The 19,238-nt window shown below is 47.2% G+C and carries 13 protein-coding genes; 12 read left to right on the forward strand and 1 reads right to left on the reverse strand.

The genetic code is table 11. The features are described from left to right. The first annotated feature begins 563 nt into the window (after positions 1–563). Both AXFE_RS18875 and AXFE_RS00005 read left to right on the forward strand, forming a co-directional pair. Positions 564–818 (forward strand): hypothetical protein, encoded by a 255-nt coding sequence (locus tag AXFE_RS18875; protein ID WP_152625754.1) that lies wholly within the window; start codon positions 564–566, stop codon positions 816–818. Between the two features lie 775 nt (positions 819–1,593). Next, positions 1,594–4,488, forward strand: a complete 2,895-nt coding sequence (locus AXFE_RS00005; protein WP_052603849.1) for an FAD-binding and (Fe-S)-binding domain-containing protein — start codon at positions 1,594–1,596, stop codon at positions 4,486–4,488. Positions 4,489–4,516: 28 nt separating this feature from the next. On the opposite strand, the gene AXFE_RS00010 is transcribed toward AXFE_RS00005, so the two are convergent. Beyond that, entirely contained in the window at positions 4,517–5,182 is a 666-nt protein-coding gene (locus AXFE_RS00010) for a GntR family transcriptional regulator (RefSeq protein ID WP_052603850.1), read from the reverse strand. Between the two features lie 1,410 nt (positions 5,183–6,592). Between AXFE_RS00010 and AXFE_RS00020 the strand changes: the two genes are divergently transcribed. The 10 genes from AXFE_RS00020 to AXFE_RS00065 all read left to right on the forward strand — a co-directional run bounded on the left by AXFE_RS00020 (position 6,593) and on the right by AXFE_RS00065 (position 19,153). Then, positions 6,593–7,228 carry an acetate uptake transporter gene (locus AXFE_RS00020; protein ID WP_052603852.1) on the forward strand — a complete coding sequence of 212 codons (636 nt, stop codon included), beginning with the start codon at positions 6,593–6,595 and terminating at the stop codon, positions 7,226–7,228. 1,499 nt (positions 7,229–8,727) lie between these two features. Continuing rightward, positions 8,728–9,699, forward strand: a complete 972-nt coding sequence (locus AXFE_RS00025; RefSeq protein WP_052603853.1) for a tyrosine-type recombinase/integrase — start codon at positions 8,728–8,730, stop codon at positions 9,697–9,699. A gap of 1 nt (position 9,700) precedes the next feature. Beyond that, the gene (gene whiG, locus AXFE_RS00030) at positions 9,701–10,486 is read left to right on the forward strand and encodes an RNA polymerase sigma factor WhiG (RefSeq protein ID WP_052603982.1); all 786 of its coding nucleotides are present in this window, start codon (positions 9,701–9,703) and stop codon (positions 10,484–10,486) included. A gap of 892 nt (positions 10,487–11,378) precedes the next feature. Then, positions 11,379–12,242 (forward strand): 30S ribosomal protein S2, encoded by an 864-nt coding sequence (rpsB, locus tag AXFE_RS00035; protein ID WP_052603854.1) that lies wholly within the window; start codon positions 11,379–11,381, stop codon positions 12,240–12,242. A gap of 185 nt (positions 12,243–12,427) precedes the next feature. Next, the gene (gene tsf / locus AXFE_RS00040; protein ID WP_052603855.1) at positions 12,428–13,222 is read left to right on the forward strand and encodes a translation elongation factor Ts; all 795 of its coding nucleotides are present in this window, start codon (positions 12,428–12,430) and stop codon (positions 13,220–13,222) included. A 3-nt stretch (positions 13,223–13,225) separates the two neighbouring features. Continuing rightward, positions 13,226–13,969, forward strand: a complete 744-nt coding sequence (gene pyrH, locus AXFE_RS00045; RefSeq protein ID WP_052603856.1) for a UMP kinase — start codon at positions 13,226–13,228, stop codon at positions 13,967–13,969. After that, the gene (frr, locus tag AXFE_RS00050; RefSeq protein WP_052603857.1) at positions 13,969–14,538 is read left to right on the forward strand and encodes a ribosome recycling factor; all 570 of its coding nucleotides are present in this window, start codon (positions 13,969–13,971) and stop codon (positions 14,536–14,538) included. Before pyrH ends, frr begins: the two co-directional genes overlap by 1 nt. Before the next feature lie 46 nt (positions 14,539–14,584). Beyond that, the gene (locus AXFE_RS00055) at positions 14,585–16,303 is read left to right on the forward strand and encodes a phosphatidate cytidylyltransferase (protein WP_052603858.1); all 1,719 of its coding nucleotides are present in this window, start codon (positions 14,585–14,587) and stop codon (positions 16,301–16,303) included. Between the two features lie 280 nt (positions 16,304–16,583). Then, the gene (dxr, locus tag AXFE_RS00060) at positions 16,584–17,774 is read left to right on the forward strand and encodes a 1-deoxy-D-xylulose-5-phosphate reductoisomerase (protein ID WP_235347483.1); all 1,191 of its coding nucleotides are present in this window, start codon (positions 16,584–16,586) and stop codon (positions 17,772–17,774) included. 41 nt (positions 17,775–17,815) lie between these two features. Continuing rightward, entirely contained in the window at positions 17,816–19,153 is a 1,338-nt protein-coding gene (locus tag AXFE_RS00065) for a M50 family metallopeptidase (RefSeq protein ID WP_052603859.1), read from the forward strand. Positions 19,154–19,238 lie beyond the last annotated feature (85 nt).

Below are 19,238 nucleotides of genomic sequence, written 5' to 3' on the forward strand. Positions count from 1 at the left end.
CGTACCCGTATTGGAACGGGTGGTCCTTGTCCTCATTGTGACGAACCAGTCGCCCCCGTCGATCTCGATAACTAACCTTCCATAGTTAAATCCAGAGCTCCATCAAAGTTCCCGTAGGTATTTTGATGTACCCAGCATTTTAAGTCGACAATCACCACAAATGCTTCTGTTGTGATTGTGGATTTGTTTGTTACAAAGTTGGTGGTAGTGAGAGATGTCCTAAATAGTAAAGAACCAGCCATATTTTAAAGATTTAATCTAAACAACTAGTTCGCCAGACAGCTCAAATTCCATCAAATATCGTGCTTTTAGGGGTATTGACATCCGTCTCTGCTACGCTAATGCGTACCCAAGAGAACCGATTGGTTCTGCGATAATGGAGTCTCCATTAAACCCGGGGCGTATCAACTGCACAACCTGACACGGTGCAACTGCACAACCTGACACGGTGCAACTGCACAACCTGACACGGTGCAACTGCACAACCTGACACGGTGCAACTGCACAACCTGGCACGGTGCAACTGCACAACCTGACACGGTGCAACTGCACAACCTGACACGGTGCAACTGCACAACCTGACACGGTGCAACTGCACACAACCTGGCACGGTGCAATTGCACACAACCTGGCACGGTGCAATTGCACACAACCTGGCACGGTGCAACTGCACAACCTGGCACGGTGCAATTGAACACAACCTGGCACGATTCACTGCACGAATACGTGCTATTACAGAAACTGTTACACCACACCAAAGCTTCGACGGTGTTACTTTCAGATCGCAGGACATATCACTCGTTCAGCTAGAAAAGTAATACTGCATCTTGAAGAACACTGGCACTATAAGGATAAGTTCTTAGAGGCTCTTGATCGGATCAGAAAGTTTGAGATCGCCATCACCTGAACATCTGGTTACCTAACACACTGAATATTACTTGAAGGAACTGCTCTAGAAGACAAGGGACTAGGTCACTATGGCTAAAATGAGATTTCACAATCTCAAAAATGACCAAACAGGCTCAACCACAAAGGGAATAGGTCATATTTGGCACTCTGAAACCAGATTTAAGCCATAGACCCTCCGTCAAACCTAAATCAGTTCCGAAAAACCGACTCAGAGTCACACCGAAGGGCTCAAGCTGGTCCATTTCTGTGGATTCAGGCTTACCAAGCTGCCAGGTGGTCTTTAGTGACTGCGGCGCTCCGGGCAGCTTGACTTATGGCTGCACCTTCGCTTTAGCGCCTTGTCCCCTTCGGTGATCTTTTTGAAAGCCTGTTCGGGGGTATGCCTTTTGGACTTCACAACAATTTCCTCCATCTACATTATGGATACAAAGCTCACATTATTAGCGGATCAATTAAATGGAAGCCTTCCACTTGGTTGAAATTTACGGAAATCTACTTTGTTAATCTTTGATCGATGATGTATAGTTTGAATTAAGGGACAGACAGATGACCGACACACTTTATTCGCCAGTGTGTATTTTGGGGTTTTTGCTCTTGTCCTGTGAACACTCCTAATCGCTTTTGGCAATTCGTCGTTGGCCGTCGTCTGTTTTTCATTTTTGTTCGTATTGATGGAGGATTTGGATGAGCGGATCGAGAGTTTTTAGGGGAATTTCTAAGCGTGTGGTCAAGGTGGCACCTCAGGATCCACTTCGGCAAAAGTTAGTTAGAATATACCCCTCGAACCGAGTTCTTACAAGCGCTCTCTATCGCTCGGTCTATTCTCGGGATGGCTCTTATTTTGAATATAAACCTCAGGCTATTGTCCGTCTAGGCCAAATCGAAGATGCCTTGGCGTTGATAGATTTCTCTCGAAACGAGGGTATTCCAATTACATTTCGCGCAGGGGGTACATCTCTATCAGGTCAGACCGTTGGAGAAGGAATTATCGGTGAACTTCGCACTGGCTTTAGAGGTATCTCGGTGCATGGTGGTGGGGATCTGGTATCCTTCGAGCCTGGTGTAACCGTCAATCAGGTGAATGCGAAGCTTTCTCCGTTTGGAAGAAAGATTGGACCGGATCCAGCCTCCAAATCGGCGGCGATGATGGGTGGAGTTCTCTCTAATAACTCCAGCGGCATGCAAGCAGGAGTGATACAGAACTCCTACCATACTCTTGTCTCGTTGGAGTTTGTGCTGTACAACGGCCACCGATATGACACCTCTAAAGCTGCAGATAGAGAGCGTTTTGGACGGGATGAGCCCAAGATTGTCAATGGGCTGCTTAGAATTCGCGACGCGATACGGTCAGATATCGAATTGCGCGATCGAATCAAAAGAAAATATCGTATAAAGAATGTAACAGGTTATTCGCTGAACTCCTTTTTGGACTTTGATGATCCATGCGACATCTTTTCTCACCTGTTGATTGGCGCCGAAGGTACGCTGGGGTTTATCGCTAAAGCGACCCTATCGACCCTTCCGATAGAGCCTTATCGGGCAAGTAGATTACTTTTTTTTGCTTCCGACCAAGACGCGGCTAGGGCCGTTGGGGATCTAGCCGTTATCAATCCGGCTGCGGTCGAGTTATTGGATTATGCATCTCTAACTTCGGTGGTTGGTCGTGTCGGCGTCCCTGCGGTGGTTGAGACGATACCGACTGGTTCTGCAGCGTTGCTTTTTGACCTAGCTGCCTCGAGCAGCGAGGCTCTTGAACTTTTGATCGAAGGCGCACAAAGGGTTGTGGATGAGCTTGCATTGGTGGCAGATACTCCATTTTCGACTTCCGCCAAGGAGAGGGCTCAGTTGTGGTCTGTTCGGGACGGTATCTTTGCGAGCGTCGGTGGTGAAAGAGCACCAGGTACTACCGTCATCTTGGAAGATGTAGCGGTGGAGCCAATCCATCTTGGTGAGTTGGTGTCGTCTTTGAACGCTTTGTTTGATCGATATGGATATGCGGGAGTTATCTTCGGCCATGCCAAAGCTGGGAACGTCCATTTTCTTGTCTGTGACGACATGTCCGATCAGTCTCGTGTCCTTCATTTTTCTACATTTATGGACGAAGTGATCGACTTGGTGGTTGGACTTGAGGGGTCACTAAAGGCTGAACATGGAACCGGTCGAGCGGTTGCTCCTTTTGTAGAAAAGGAGTGGGGCTCAAAGGCCTATGGGTATCTCAAGGAGATTAAAACACTGTGCGATCCGTACGGTTTGTTGAATCCTGGTGTGATTATAAATGATAATCCTAATGTCCATCTGGAGAAGATTAAGGCCATCAAGATCATTGGGGATAACACAATTGACAAGTGTATCGAATGTGGTTATTGCGAGCATGTCTGTCCCACCAGGTATGTCACATTGACCCCAAGGCAGCGTATCGTAGCCCATCGGAGCCATCTGTCTCTTTTGGCAGATGAGGAAATTGATGAGGCTGAGCAAATGTGGCGCGAGTACGAATACGCCGGCCGAGATAGCTGTGTAGCAGATGGTATGTGTGCCACGGTTTGTCCAATGGGCATCAATACCGCAGATTTGGTGGATCACGACCGATCGATGGCAAAGACCAAGACCTCGCAGTTCGTCGCAAAGTTGGCAGCCGAGCGATTCTCGCTAATAGAAACAGCGACTAGAGGGGCATTGGTGGTCAACAAGCGCATTACGAAGGTTGTGGGGAATCGATCACTAGAGAAATTGAATACGCAACTTCGCAAGTTAGACATTGTTTTACCTAGCCCGCCGGTCAGTCTGGGAACTTCCATATCAATTGCGCGCCCAACGCTGCGACGTAGACCAGATGCCATCTATTTTCCATCTTGTGTCTCGCGGATGTTTGGCCAGGGCAACGTCGATGGTGCGTCTGTGGTTGATTTAGTTCTTAGGGTCGCCGGTCGAGCCGGAATTTACCTTGAGATACCAGAGGATGTCCAGGGAGTATGTTGCTCTCAACCATGGTCGCATAATGGCTACGAAGACGGAGCTTCGGTCTCGGCCAATAAGGCGGTCGATTCATTTTGGCGTTGGACTCGTTCTGGAGAGATCCCGATTATCTGTGACGTAACTTCATGTACGCATAGTCTCATGCAGGAGTTAGGACGGCAATCCTTTGGCGTTAGAGGTGATCTCTTGACCTCCGCCAATAGAGGCCATCATTCGGACCTTCAAATCAGGGATCTTATAGTTTGGATTGAGGACTTGCTACCGCGTCTCGCGATTACTAATCGGTTAGATCGTGTTTTGATTCATCCAACTTGTGCCCTTACCCGGGTGGGACTCTCTGAAACCGCGGTGGGAATTGCTCAGCAGCTAGCCAATGTTGTCGTAGTGCCTGAATCGGCGACGTGCTGTGGCGCCGGAGGCAATCGTGGAATGTTGTACCCCGAAGTAGTCAAGTCTGCTCTTCGGGACGAAGTTATGGAGTTGAAGGGCCTCGTCTTTGACGGTGCATTTTCTTTTGCTAGCACTTGTGAGGCAACTCTAAGCGATGAGTTGGGCGTCTCATTTGAGCCATTCATATCTCTTGTCGAACGTGCAACTCGGTAGATCTATGGCTATGCAGTTAGCGACGAAACTATTTTTTGGCTTGGTTGGCGCAAAGGGCGTAGCAAGCCCCGTTTAGATGGTCGGTAAGGCGATCCACGGCTAGGAGTTCGTTTCTTTCTTCTATTGCAAAGTAGATTCCATGGTGTTCCGAAGATATTCTCTGTTGGCCGAGAGCGTAACGAGCTTGAGCCATTGAGAGCCTTATCTCATCAAGAAGTGTTCTATAGAGTTCAATTAATCGCTCGCTATTAGTGGCATCCACAAGGCTGGCGTGAAATGCGAGGTCGGTATAGGCAAAGACGGATGAGGGGGCATCTTCTGGCAATTCGGCCAATTCATCGGCAGCCTTTAGTGCTGCCGATGGAGCCAAGTTGTTTTTGGCCAGATGGCGAACGACAGATGTCTCAATCTGAATTCGAACAAAATATAGATCCTCTATGTCGCTTTTGCTCAAATGTGGAACATAGGCAGGCTTGTTTGGACGACGGCGTAGTAAGCCGTCATGAGTGAGAGATTGAATCGCTGACTTCGCCGTTGGACGTGAAACTCCATAGGTTGAAGCTACTTCCGTTTCGGTAACCAGAGACCCGGCTGGGATGTCTCCATCGAGGACTTTCGAGCGAAGCTCCTCGGTTAGTGCTTCAGAGATTGAGACCGTCTTTGAAATCACGCTCTTTCTGGCGTCGTCGTTCACTAGTATTTACCTTCTTTAGCCGCTTTTACCTCAATGTTAGTAGTTGAATGAGGATCGCTAGGACTGATAGCTCGTAGTTGTGGACCGTATTCAATGAAGGTAACTATCGATTCAGGTGATCTATCGGGATGCCAAACTAGGTTCGATTACCCCAGCACAAAGAAGCTTGGGTAATCGACTCCGTTTGGCTAGCCGTGGCAAACATCCGCAAAGATCACATTGAATAACTATTTAAGGTTTGATTATCCTTAGCAAACTAGTGCCGACCCAAGCGACAAAAGGTCAGTTTGGCCCCGTTGTCAATACCTTTAGTCCGCAGCGACCTCTTTATCGGTACAAAGCTTTCGCAGGGGATTCGCCAGGGCGAATATCGATGGTAATCGATTTGCTAATCGCTGATGAGACTACCTTTGCGAAGTTGGAATAACACTCGTTACGATAGCCACAGCCCCATTGGAACTCTAACAATTAAAGTGTGGTTCTTTGAAGGATGGTTATATCCCGTGGTGATTCTTGACCAGATCTATGATGAGTCTCGTCTTTAGAGAAGGCTTCATTCGTCTGAGAACTGCCCGGAACTCCTGAGCCAGCGCCAATTTAGCCAAGATGCCCATCGATATCGAAGAGCCACGACATTCGATGAGATCTGAATGATGAGTCCGCTAGTTATTGGTTCGAGCCTAAGTTTCATTATGAAACTGGTTTGTCGGCCAGTCCCTTCGTCGAAACAAGGTTAGCTGAGACTGCTTGCCCACTGATCGACAAAGCGAGCCACGGTCACCACTGTAGCGAGACCCAAAAAAGTGACTCTAGGTTCTTGTTGCTTTAGCTTTTTCATACGACGACCCCCTTTGACAAAAACTAGAATTTTACGAGGATTTTTGGGACTTGTTAAGATTTCTAAATGATAGATAAGTTATTGTTTGGCATTTAGGAAACTAGATGATAGGGCTCCAGTTCACTTGGTATGCATTACGACCAATTCGGCACCTAAGAGTCCTGGGCTACTGCATCATCAATAAAGACCTATTCACATAAGGTGCCCAAGTCTGTATTGAATCGCCCAAGTGCCCTGCCATTGAATCGCCCAAAGATAAGGACGTGATATTGCCCAAGAATTAAGAACGCTGCGCTGGCGCTATTTGCCCGGGGTGATGTGAACTGCCTTGGTTTTGCCCGTCCAACTTCAACTGCCACATTTGCGTTGGCGAGGAATTAAATGGCTGGAAGCTTGGCGGTGTTTTGAATCATTACTGGCGAGGTGACTGCCCTTTGGCCCTGTTTTTTTCCTTGGCGTATGATTGTCAGACACGTATACTTGTCTGATTTGTATTTGTGACTTATGTCATATATCATCTACAACAACAGATCGCGTCTGGAGAAGATCTGTTAGAGAAAGAGAGATTATTCGTGAGTACACGCGAAAAAACTGCCCAAATTTCAGGGTTGGAGCCACAATGGGATCCGGCGACTCCAACTGTCCTAGATAATCGAGCCGATCCAGGCCCGCTGGGCGTTCTTGCCTTTGCGACTGGGTCATTGCTTTTGAATTTTGTCAATGCAGGAGTCCTCGATGGAAAGGCGACAGCCTTGATCATTCCGGTAGGGATTGTGCTAGCTGGTTTGATCCAAATTATTGTTGCCCTCGGTGAATACTCGCGAGGGAATACCTTCACTTACGCTGTTTTTGGAACATACGGAGCTTTTTGGATTATCGTCGGCCTTTGGATTTGGCACTTTGCACCTATGGCTGGTACTGCCGGAGGTAAAGCTTTTGGAGCGTTCATAGCGTGTTATGTACTTATGACTGTCATCTACTTTTTATGCGCCCTTAGGATCGAAAAAGTACTTGCCGTGATCTTTGCCTTGATCGTAATTGCGCTATCCTGTGCGTCTATTTCAAACTGGACTGGTTCCGCAAGCATAGGAAAGTTTGGCGGCTATGTCGGGATTGTCTTTGCTTTGATTGCTTTTTATAAGGCTGCCGCTGATATCTTGGCCTTTGTCTACAAGCGCGAAGTTCTTCCTTTGGGCAAAGTAAAGTAAAGTGAGGTTGAGCGCCGAGTAATGAAAAATTGATAACTTTTTAAGGATGTCCGGATTAAGGTTTAAGAACTATCTGAGATCTGTCCCCCAAGTCAATTTGACTTCTTGGCCCCGGATCATCCTTATCCATCCTCTTGATCGGTCTCGGTTGATTAAGAGGATTTCGTTTTTTTAGATCTTGACGCTGTTAGGAATTGAGCCACCTTGATTACTTTATCGAGTCTGTAATGGTGCTTTGAGCGAGTTTTAGCATCGTTATCGGGAATCTTGAATTTTGGTTCTCGAACCTTCGATTGTATTTGAGTACTTATGTTGTCAGTAATTCTCTCTAATGTCATTCCTTTGCTCGGGATCCGGAGTTAGTTTGCCAATCTTGGCGTTTTGAATTATTAGTTTTGAGCCGATCTATTAGTCTTGCTAGATTTCGTCATTCTATGATATTGCGATCCTCAATGTGCGCCAATTTAGCCAATTGAACCAATCGACGAAGCCATCCCCGCGAAGGCGGTACCAGAGCGACGAGAGCTGACTGGGTGTCATATATGACCTAATCGAGGAGCCAGCTCTGAGCTTTAGATAGTGCTTCTTTTAGTATTCATGAAGATCATTATTAGTATCCGTTTTAATTTTTATGATTTTATGTAGCGATGCTACGGGAGTGATCCCTATAGCTATCCAAGAGGATTTTTTCATTTTGAGGGTTTGGCTAATTGAAACGTTCCAAGATCAAAACTTTTTAATTCTTTTAGCTAGCCAGACGTATTTCCTATCTAACGTTTCATTGCCTATGTTTTGGAACGCTAACACAGGATAAAATAGTTTGTGTGACTATCACTGTGCCAGCGCTTTTCCTTTGAAGGGATTTGTGTTTTGGATTGATGCTTAGGTCTAATAAGGTCTTGCTCCCATAAGGCTTTACCAAGTGTTGGATTGATCGCAATGGATTTGGAGCAATTTAAGGCCAAGGGGAAGTTGGACCAAGGGTCGATTTGATTTGGCTGCTACCGCGTTTTTTGTTTTGGTCGCGGCTTTAGTGGGCTGTGGAGGGACTTGTATTCCACCAATAGGTTGGTAGCAGCTCAATGCTAAGGTGTCCAGGATTGTTCCAAACGAGGCTTTGAACCCCCAAGATAAATACTATGAAACGATCCAGAGTGCGGTTTGTTCTGGTTATAAGTCTGTGGTGGTCACGTTCGCTTTGGAGGGCTAGCTCTCACTGTAAAAGTTTTGGGTTGCATTTTTTGCTTTAGAATTTATTTAAATCAGAGAGGCGCCAGTCACTTAGGTTTTGCTTTCCAGCCACTTAGGTTTTGCTTTAAAGAGGAGAGTTGGGAGCAAAATGATCAAGGTATTTGGTGCTATCGTTTGTCTTAGAATATTTTAATTTTCAAGATTCTAAGTGTTGAGTTCTCGGCAAGATCTGCCGATAACTTAAATTGTTGTTGGTTTCGAAGTCATCATATTTTTATAACGGTGAGTCCGTAGTAAGTTGGGGAGCTATGGGACGATACGCGCGAGGGCAGTTGCTCGAATCTAAGTTGGATCTTACTGATCGAGGACTTGCACTGGTCGATAGTTATCTTGGAACGCGACGTCGGTTAGCTGAGTCTTCTTTGGCGCTATATCGACGCGATTTGAAGGATTTTGTCTCGCATCCGCATGAGAATGAGATAGTGCAACTCTCAAATGATGATTTGCGGAGATATTTTTCAACATGTCGTGCTGCTGGCCTGTCTCAACGCACGCTCCTGCGTAAGGCGAGCGTTGTGCGCGGATTTATGCATTTTGTTCGATCGCAAAATCCGAACGATCCGGATGAATTTGGGCGAGCATTGAGCGTTGGGCGAACTCCGAGTTCACTTCCAAAGCCGTTAAGTGAATCTGTTACGCGAGAGCTTATCGATAGAGTCGAAACGACTGCCAAAATTTCAATGACACTGGTCGATCTTCGGGATTGGCTTATTTTGGAGTTGATCTATGGCTCAGGGTTGCGAGTTGCTGAGTTGTGTTCACTTGAGTGGCCGGACTTTCGACTAGGTTCAGGATTTGTTCAGATTCTTGGCAAGGGTTCAAAAAGACGAGATGTTCCTCTTTCTGGATCTGCACTAAGGGCTCTAGGACAATTTAGAGCTGCCGTTGATTCCTCAAGTACGCTCGGCCATGCAGGGGATGAAGGTGTGGACGTGGAAGTAAATTCTCACAATCCGTTTTTGAAGAATTCAAGGGGGAACCCGATGACTCCGCGGGATGTGAGGCGAATATTGGAGCGTTGGTCGCTTTTTCCGATTTCTCCACATCAGTTGCGCCACTCCTTTGCAACAGACCTATTGAACAACGGTGCGGATCTGCGATCCGTTCAAGAACTTTTGGGTCACAGTTCGATTGCTACGACGCAGATTTATACAAAAGTATCGTTGGCCCGCCTCAAAGAGGTCCACGCTAAGACCCATCCGAGGGCAAATGACAACTAAGATGCAAACTGTGGAAGTAGACGATCAAGATCAAGTGACTCTTTTGTGGAAAGAGTACAAGACAACCAAGAGCTCGGATGCTCGTGATAGGTTGATCGTGAATTACTCTCCTCTGGTGAAATACGTAGCAGGACGAGTCGCTAGCGGTTTGCCAGGAAACATAGATCCTTCCGACTTGGTTTCCTATGGCATTTTCGGTTTGATTGATGCTATAGACAAATTTGACCCTGAGCGAGCGATTAAATTTGAGACCTATGCAATTGCTCGAATAAAGGGTGCGATTATCGATGAGTTGCGAGCCATAGATTGGGTGCCTCGCTCGGTCCGAGCTAAGGCACGATCGGTTGAAAAGGCAATAGTAAAGCTAGAGGCAAAGCTATTGCGAAGTCCAAGCGACGAAGAGTTGGCCGCCGAGTTGGGGATCACACCAAAGGATCTTGGTGATATTCTTACTGAAACTCGACGTCTTGGAATTGCAGCACTAGATGAGATTTTGGCCAGTTCAGAGCGCGGTGATTCTGGTACTTTAGGTGATTCGATTCCAGACAAAGCAACTGGTCCCGTCCTAGTTTTTGAGAACGAAGAGACAAAGCAGCTTCTCGCGCAAGCCGTAAATCGACTTGGCGATCGAGAGAAGATGGTTTTGGCTCTCTATTACTACGAGAGCTTTACCCTTGCGGAAATCGGGCAAGTATTAGGCGTCACTGAATCTCGAGTTTGTCAGATCCACACCAAGGCTGTAATGCAACTCCGATTACGGCTGAACGATTTCGATTCTCAGAATTAGATTCCCGCCACATCCAAGATTCAACACATTACTATTCGGCTATTAAGGGATACTCCAACCCTCTGGGCCTAGTTATCGTGAGAGTTGACATATCACCATATCTGCCCTCAATTAGCTAAATTTTGTTTTGGTCATTATGGACCACGACTTAGGCGTGCTGGGAGACTTCCTTGGCTAGGCAGCCCAGCGAGAATGATTTGGCCCGCAAGACAACAAGGCTACTCTTTTTTTGCCCAAATGGAAGAGCTAAATTGAAGAGCCGAACCAGTCATAAGCGTCTATGCCCCAAGATGCCGGGATCTTTGAATTGTTTTTATTAGGTAAAAGACGAACTGGTTCTATAAATGTGCCACATAGGTAACAAAGATCGCTCTAAATCTCTTTTTAGGTCGATACCCGATGACCGACGGAGGCATAACTCCATCGAACAAGGAATCCTGCTTTGTTGATCGTCGTATAACCTTGTTAGCGCATGCCTGTTTCGTACTGGCCTGTTTCGTACTGGCCCCCCTTTTTTTTGGTTCAACTGTTCTATATCCCCCTACTTCATCCCCCTAATTCACTGTGGTGCTAAATAGTGGTCTCCATTAGACGCTCAGTGTACCTTGGGCGAGGATCTCTTATCCGTAAACCTGTGGAGCTCTCGCATTCCGGGATGGATCGCAGGCCGAAATCGTCATGGGTTAGCCTTAGAGTCTGAATATAGCTACGATGTAAGTCCCATGTATCGAAGTTGAGCAGATTTGTTTTGGGGTTTCATTCTAAAACGACGCTTTTGTTGTATTGATTATATAAGCTGTATGACGACTAATTCAAGTTCTGGAGCGTCCCAACGGTCGCACAAAATAGTGCGCGAGCTCCAAAACTGGTATAACCGTGGGAGGAAACCAATATGAGTCAGCAACCTGTTGTAACTATGCGTCAGCTTCTAGAAGCCGGTGTGCATTTCGGACATCAGACCCGTCGATGGAACCCGAAGATGAAGCGATTCATCTATGGCGAGCAAAACGGAATCTATGTCATTGATCTTCATCAAACCCTAAAGCGAATTGAGACTGCTTTTCTTTTTGTTCGCGAGCTAGCGGCACAAGACAAAACCGTTTTGTTTGTTGGTACGAAGAAGCAAACCCAAGAGCCGATAGCCAATTTTGCTCAAGTCTGTGGAATGCCTTTCGTGAATGAGCGATGGCTCGGTGGCATGCTTACAAACTTCCAGACCATCCTTGGTCGTGTCAAGAAGATGCAAGAGTATGAGCGAATGAAGGCAGCTGGTGATTTTGACGCCATGCCAAAGAAAGAAGCACTGATTCTCTCTCGTGAGTTGGAGAAGTTGCAGCGAAACTTAGGTGGTCTGCGCAATCTCGATCGTCTTCCGGACGCCCTTTTTATCATCGATACGAAAAAAGAGGCCATTGCTGTTACAGAGGCGAATAAATTAGGCATCCCGATTGTCGCAGTTGTAGATACAAACTGTGATCCAGATGTGATCAAGTATGTGATACCTGGAAATGATGACGCGATTCGCTCAGGCGAATTGATGTGTCGAATCGTTTCAGATGCAGTTTTGGAAGGTCGCAGAACTCTTCCCCAAGTTGTTTCTATGGCTAAAGTGTTGGATCCCGAGGAAGAGGCAAAGAGGCTATCCGCACAAGCTGAGGCTCGACGTAAGGCCGCTGACGAGGCACGCGAGCGCGAAGCCCGAATCGCTTCAAAGCGTGCGCGTGGCAAAGAGAGTGAAGCAGAGGGCGAAGCCTAACATTAAAATCCTGGAGATTCTCGAAGGAGTCATCTTCAGGTGGAGCAATCCCCAAAGAGTTTATCAAGTAGGGTAGATCTAGATTCCTGAAGTGGCTGACACACATGTGGTTGGCCACTTTCAATGTCTGGAACTACTCAATTCATCGAAATTACTATTACGACAACCAAGGTTAGGGTGAAAAAATGGCAATAACTGCAGCTGATGTGGCTACGCTTCGAAAAGCGACCGGTGCCGGAATGATGGATGTAAAGAAGGCTTTGGAAGATGCCGACGGTGACATGGAGAAGGCCGCTCAGATCCTTCGGGAGAAGGGGAAGGCCGGTGCGGCAAAGCGTGAGGACCGCGAAAACTCTCAAGGAGCTGTAGCGCTTGTTGTCATCGACGATCATTTGGGCGCCATCGCTGAGTTGAAGTGCGAGACCGATTTCGTTGCTAAGTCTTCGGAATTTATTGCAATCTTAGAGCGAATTACGATTGCTGTCGCCGAAAAGGGCGAAGAGGCTAAAGATACCTTTGAGGCAGACCTGGATCTGCTAAGGGCCACTTTGAAAGAGAAGATCGAAGTCGGTAAGGTAGCTCGCTTTGTTGCACCTGAAGGCTCTGTAGTCGATGGCTATTTGCACACTCAGTCTGATCGCGGCGTCAATGCCGTTCTGGTCGAGGTGTCGGGTGGCAGTCGCGAATTGGCACATGATATCGCAATGCATATAGGCTTTTCGCGTCCCCGCTTTGTCTCTCGCGACGAAGTACCCAAGGATGAGGTGGAGGCCGAGCGCCAGACCCTAGAGACCATCTCTAGGAACGAGGGAAAGCCTGATGCTCAGATTGAAAAGATCGTTGATGGTCGTATGCGTGGCTTTTATGAGGGCATCTGTCTGATGGATCAAAGGTTCATCCGGGATGAAAAAATTACACTTGAGCAACTCCTAGGACAAGCTAAAGTGACCAGATTTTCTCAAATTCTTATCGGCCAATAAGCTATGGCACAGACTTCACAGCCGGTAGTGGCCAAGTGGAAGCGTGCTGTTCTTAAAATCTCCGGAGAGGCGCTGGCTAGCTCCTCTTCGGATGAGATTATCGATGCGCTCGTTCTAAATCAAATAGCTGCCGAGGTTGTCGAGGCGGCACGTGACTTCCAGGTGGAGCTGGCCATTATCGTTGGAGGCGGCAATATTTGGCGGGGAGCAGTTGGTCCGGGCGCAATGCTCGAGCGCGCAACAAGCGACCACATGGGAATGCTTGCTACAACTATAAATGCACTCGCACTCCAAAATGCGATAGAGAAGTTGGGTCAAGCGACTCGAGTCCAAAGTGCGATTCAAATGGCCGAGTTGGCGGAGCCCTATATCAGGCGTAAGGCCATAAGACATCTCGAAAAGGGTCGAATTGTCATCTTTGCAGCAGGAACAGGTAATCCCTACTTTACTACCGATACGGCTGCAGCGCTTCGGGCGGCTGAGATAGATGCTCAAGTAGTTCTGAAGGGTACACATTCAGGAATCGATGGTATCTATAGTGCTGACCCGAAATTAGATCCTTCTGCTACCAAGTTTGATTACATCCCTTTTATGGAGGTTGTCGCTCGGGATCTAAAGGTTATGGACTTGACGGCTATCACTTTCTGTAAAGACAACAACATTCCAGTACATGTTTTTGATTTAATGACTCCAGGTAACATACTTCGTGCGCTACGGGGCGAATTCTTAGGTACTCTGGTTTCATAATGGATGAATCAATTATTGAATTAACACTTTTAGACGCCAAAGACCGTATGCAAAAGGTAATTGCGCATACTCACAGTGAATTTGGTGCATTTAGAACTGGTCGAGCATCATCGAGCATAGTTGAGCGTTTACCAGTTGAGTATTATGGCACTGAGGTGCCGCTTTTGCAGATTGCTGGTTTTTCAGTTCCTGAGGCAAGAGTTTTGGTTATCACTCCATATGACAAAGGTGCTCTTGGGGCTATTGAAAAGGCGATTCAGGCATCAGACGTTGGCATCAATCCATCCAATGATGGGGCTGTCATTCGCTTGAACTTTCCTGTTCTAACCGAGCAACGTCGTAAGGACCTTGTGAAACAGGTAAAACATCGCGCAGAAGAAGGACGAGTCGGCATACGAAATCTTCGTCGGACTATTCGTCAAGAGCTCGAGGCAGCCCAGAAGCGCAATGAGATCAATCAGGATCAACTTGACCGCGCAGAGAAGGACCTGGAGAAGATTACAGCAGATTCAATTGCTGACATTGACAAGATGTTAGAAAGTAAAGAGAAAGAACTCTTGGAGATCTAGGATCGAGTACAGCGGTGACTTCGTAGATGGAGTCAAGGAGGATTTAGTGACTCAGGCAAGCCAAGACGGATCGTACGACTCTTTAGGTGATGATAAGTCACCAAAGTGGCGAGAGCGACAAGAAAAACGCGCTCTGTCACGAAATGATGTCGATACGGATGGTTATGACGCCGATTTACCCCACTGGACGGAAGCTCCGACTGGTGAGATTCCTATCCAATTTGCAATTGACCGCACTGAGGTAATCGATGTTGATCTGGACTCTGTCGATGAAGGGGCTTTTCGATGGGTTAAAAATCGAAGACATCTGGACGCTGACGACGAGTTTGAAGCCACCAAGGAGGCTCTTTTTTCCGCTCAAAGTGAGGTAGCCGTTGGACGGCACTTTGCCAGCAGCGGCGATTTGATCGAGGAGGATGTGATTGACCTCGAAGGTTTCGATGATTATCCCATAGGCAAGCATGCTCGACGTATATCCACCACCCCAGTGCGTACAGTATCGTCCTCTACACGCTCGACCAGAAGGACAAAGGTCTCTCCTTTGGTCGGTGACAACGCTGCATCTACTCCTCAACCAAAGCACCGTCACATGCGAACCTCTAACAAAGAAGTTTCAAGGGATTTAAAAGGCGATGCAGCCGATCTGCCTCCAGCAGGGTTTGACGCCCCACTGGTAGAGGATTCTTCGTCGTTTGTCTCGAGATTGGGACGAAGAGACAAGACTAAAACAAAACCAATGCGTGCTCCAAGTGAAAATAACGCGCCGGCCGAGGGGCCGTCGCGTTCGATTAAGGATGATCAAACAATGGCGCGAAACAAGCGAGGTGAAAGAAGGGTAGAGCCACCTGCTTCTTCTTCGAACCCAGCGGGTGAGGTTCTCTATTCTCTGAAGGGCGATACCAACGACACATTGGGCGCTAGGGCTAAGAAGTCGTCAGTTTTCTTACGGATTGCGACTGGAGCGGCTCTTGGAGCGTTGGCTGTAGTCTGTTTTCTGGTGGGACAATGGGCTGTTTTGGTTATCTTAACCATAGCGGTGGTCATTGCAATGTCTGAGTTCTACAACATGCTGGTCACCGATCATCCAAATGCACCAGTTGGCGGGTATAAGCCTGCCAAGCTGATAGGGATCCTAGGTGGCGTCGCGTTGATATACGGTGCATACTACCAAGGTGCTGCAGCTATCGCTTATGTCTTGAGCATCTCGTTGGTTGCGTGTTTTGTCTGGTATCTCGCCGGAATACTCAAAGGTCCAATTCTCCCTAATGCCTCTGTAACCTTTTTAGGTATTGCCTGGATTGGCTTGGGTGGGGCATTCATAGCATTGGTGATGCGTCCTATTCCGGGTGATCCCCGGCGTGGCTTGGCCTACATGATGGCGATTTTGTTGGTAACGGTCTCTGCCGATGTCTTTGCCTATTTTGGTGGGTTGGCATTGGGCCGTAGAAAGCTCGCTCCAACAATATCTCCAGGCAAGACTATCGAGGGCTTTCTCTTTGGTGCTCTAGGTTCTGTTTTGGTGGGTGCTTTGATTACGAGCCACATACATCCTGTGACTCCGCTTCTGGGTGGGACCATTGGACTGATAACCGCCTTTGCAGCTCCAGTTGGAGATCTAGTTGAATCTAAGATCAAGCGAGAGATCGGTGCTAAGGATGCAGGTAGCATCCTGCCGGGTCATGGCGGCATCTTGGATCGTATTGACGCATTGATCTTCGTTACACCGATTCTTTATTATGTTTTGTACTTCAGCCATCATCTTTGATGGTACGAAGTTTCTGTGATGGTAACTTTCAATTTTGAAGGATTTTTTTTGAAGGTATTATCCAGTTATCGTTTTTGATTAAAGGTGCTTTTGGGGAGCCGATGTCGTCTTGATTGATCACATAGAGGCGGCCATCGACCTTTTTATTCGACCAACATTATTTCCGAATCGGTAAGGTCGATAGGTGATTGTCCTTGATGGAGCCTAACCTGGGGATAAACTTTGATGTTTTAAAGTTTTTCGTATCGTGGATTCAAGGTATTTAACAGTTAAGTGCCCTATGAATACTTTTGTGGAAATGGATCTCAGCAACTTGACTACAACTCTTTCAATCTTTGGATCAAGCGGTAGTATCGGTCGACAGACCTTAGATGTCGTTCGTGATTCAAAGGGTCGTTTTGAGATTTTGGCGCTGAGCGTGGATAAGTCGTTGGACCTGCTCGTTGATCAGATTCGAGAGTTCCATCCGAAGATAGTGGTTGTGGCTAACGAGGTGGCTTCACGTTATATTCAAGAGCTTTTTCCGGCTCTGGAAGTTCGTTTTGGTCCGTTGGGCCTCTATGAGACCGCTCGCGAAGCCGATGTAAGTGTCAACGCTGTGGTTGGCTTTGCAGGACTTTGGGTGACCCTGGGCGCGTTGGAAGCGGGTAAGCGGCTGGCACTAGCTAATAAAGAGTCGTTAGTAGCCGGCGGACCGGTCGTAAGGCGCGTACGTTCTACGCCTGGCGCAATGATTGTTCCGATTGACTCTGAGCACGGAGCAATCCATCAGTGTTTGCGTGGGGGTAAGACTGATGAGGTCGATAAAGTCATTCTTACGAGTTCTGGGGGACCATTTCGGACCAAGACCTATGAAGAACTGACCAAGGTGACCTTAGAGGAGGCACTTAATCATCCCACCTGGAAGATGGGTCCCAAGATTACAGTGGATTCTTCAACTTTGATGAATAAGGCGCTAGAGATTATCGAGGCGGTAGAGCTTTTCGACCTTGCTCCCTCTCAGGTAGAGGTTGTGGTGCATGCCCAGTCGATAGTTCATTCCATGGTGGCCTTTAGAGATGGTTCGATCCTTGCCCAGATGTCAAGGCCAGATATGAAGTTGCCGATTGCTTATGCAATCAATTATCCTGGGAGATTTGAGCCGATTTATGGGCCGATAGACTTTCAGAATTCCTTTTCGTTAAGCTTTGAGCCCCCTAGGAGAGATATTTTTCGGGGATTGGATTTTGCTTTTGATGTACTTCGGAATGGTAATGGTGCCACCACTTGGCTTAATGCCATAAACGAGGTGGTCGTAGCGGCATATTTGGATGGAAGATTTCAATGGTTGGAGATATACCCCCTGTTGGAGGATGCGTTGGCTCGCTTTGAATCTTGCGTTTTGGAACAAGTTGACGATGTTATAGCGTTGGATGAGTTGGCAAGAGTGCGAGCACAAGAAGTAGTAGATGCGCATTCGAAGGTTAATTGAATTTTTTCACCTAAATTGCGTGAAGTAATCGAGGAGTTTAATTGGAGTCAGACAAACTAGAGATAACAGAAGATATCTCTGATGGACCAAGAAATTCCAACGAAAGTGACGATCTTCTAGGCGAGGATCTCGTCGCAAGTCGTGGACAACTGTGGAGAAACCTAGCTCGGACAGCGCTGATATTAACCGCTGTGGTCTTGGTTGCTCTTTATCTAAATTTCGCTAAGACGCTCATTGTTGTGGTCGCCTTAATTGCCATGATCATGATTCACGAGCTCGGTCACTTTGCAACCGCAAAGTGGTCTGGTATGAAGGTAACCGAGTATTTCTTGGGCTTTGGTCCAAAGATTTGGTCTATCAAGCGAGGTGAGACTGAATACGGCGTAAAGGCGATCCCAGCAGGTGGATACGTTAAGATCGTGGGTATGTCCAATCTTGAGCAGGTGGATCCAGCAGATGAAGCACGGGCCTATAGAAATGCAACCTATCCACGACGTTTAGCGGTCTCTGCTGCTGGTTCTTTCATGCACTTTGTCATGGCATATTTGATCCTTGTCGTCTTGTTTTTGTTTGTTGGTGTTCCTAATGCAGCTCAAGCTAAGGTTGACGCCGTAAGTACTTTCTCTTCAGGTGGATCTCCTGCTGCTAGTGCTGGCATTCGGCCAGGAGATATCATCACTGGTGTCAATGGTCATAATTTGGTCTCTGCTAATGATCTTGTGACCGCAATACAGAATTCCCCAAATCACTCTTTGACCTTGGAGATCTTGCGGAATGGACACACGATTTCCATAAAAGTTACTCCAGTCAAAGCCGGCACCGTAGAAAAAGGGCTATCTCCAGCCGCAGCTAACAATGGGCTTATAGGGGTTCGACTCAGCGAGCCGACACAGACTAGCTCGTTCTTTTCTAGTTTTATAAAGCCATTTGGCGTTGTTAGCTCCTATAGCGCCGCTACTGTTGGTGCTTTGGTCTCTCACTTTAGTCCAAACGGGATATCAAAGTACGTGAATGCTCTACAGCATCCGGCCTCCACGGTCTCAGGTTCGGGTGCAAGTATTCGTTTTGAATCCCCAGTAGGCATTGTAAGACTGGCAAGCCAGGCTGCCAATGTTGGGCTGGGGGCGGTTTTAACGTTGCTTTTTTCAATCAATATTTTCGTTGGAATCTTCAATCTCGCTCCTCTACTGCCTCTAGATGGAGGTCATGTAGTTATCGCAACATACGAGGCTATTCGTTCTCGAAAGGGAAGGAAATATCACGCCGACATGATGAAGATGGTTCCGCTCACGTACGCCGTATTGTTTGTTATCGTTCTTTTAGGAGTGACGGCTTTATATCTTGATATAACACATCCGATAGCAAATCCTTTTGGCTGAATTCTCAATAAGTGCCTTTGGGATTTTGAGAGTTTTCCGGATGAGGAGTTTTTGACACTCGTGGATGTTTGCGATTTTGTAGGAC

The sequence above is a fragment of the Acidithrix ferrooxidans genome, assembly GCF_000949295.1.
Taxonomy (GTDB): domain Bacteria; phylum Actinomycetota; class Acidimicrobiia; order Acidimicrobiales; family Acidimicrobiaceae; genus Acidithrix; species Acidithrix ferrooxidans.

Coding starts and splice junctions, on each gene's coding strand:
- AXFE_RS00005 (WP_052603849.1), top strand. CDS start 1,594: ATGAGCGGATCGAGAGTTTTTAGGGGAATTTCTAAGCGTGTGGTCAAG.
- AXFE_RS00025 (WP_052603853.1), top strand. CDS start 8,728: ATGGGACGATACGCGCGAGGGCAGTTGCTCGAATCTAAGTTGGATCTT.
- whiG (WP_052603982.1), top strand. CDS start 9,701: ATGCAAACTGTGGAAGTAGACGATCAAGATCAAGTGACTCTTTTGTGG.
- rpsB (WP_052603854.1), top strand. CDS start 11,379: ATGAGTCAGCAACCTGTTGTAACTATGCGTCAGCTTCTAGAAGCCGGT.
- tsf (WP_052603855.1), top strand. CDS start 12,428: ATGGCAATAACTGCAGCTGATGTGGCTACGCTTCGAAAAGCGACCGGT.
- pyrH (WP_052603856.1), top strand. CDS start 13,226: ATGGCACAGACTTCACAGCCGGTAGTGGCCAAGTGGAAGCGTGCTGTT.
- frr (WP_052603857.1), top strand. CDS start 13,969: ATGGATGAATCAATTATTGAATTAACACTTTTAGACGCCAAAGACCGT.
- dxr (WP_235347483.1), top strand. CDS start 16,584: ATGAATACTTTTGTGGAAATGGATCTCAGCAACTTGACTACAACTCTT.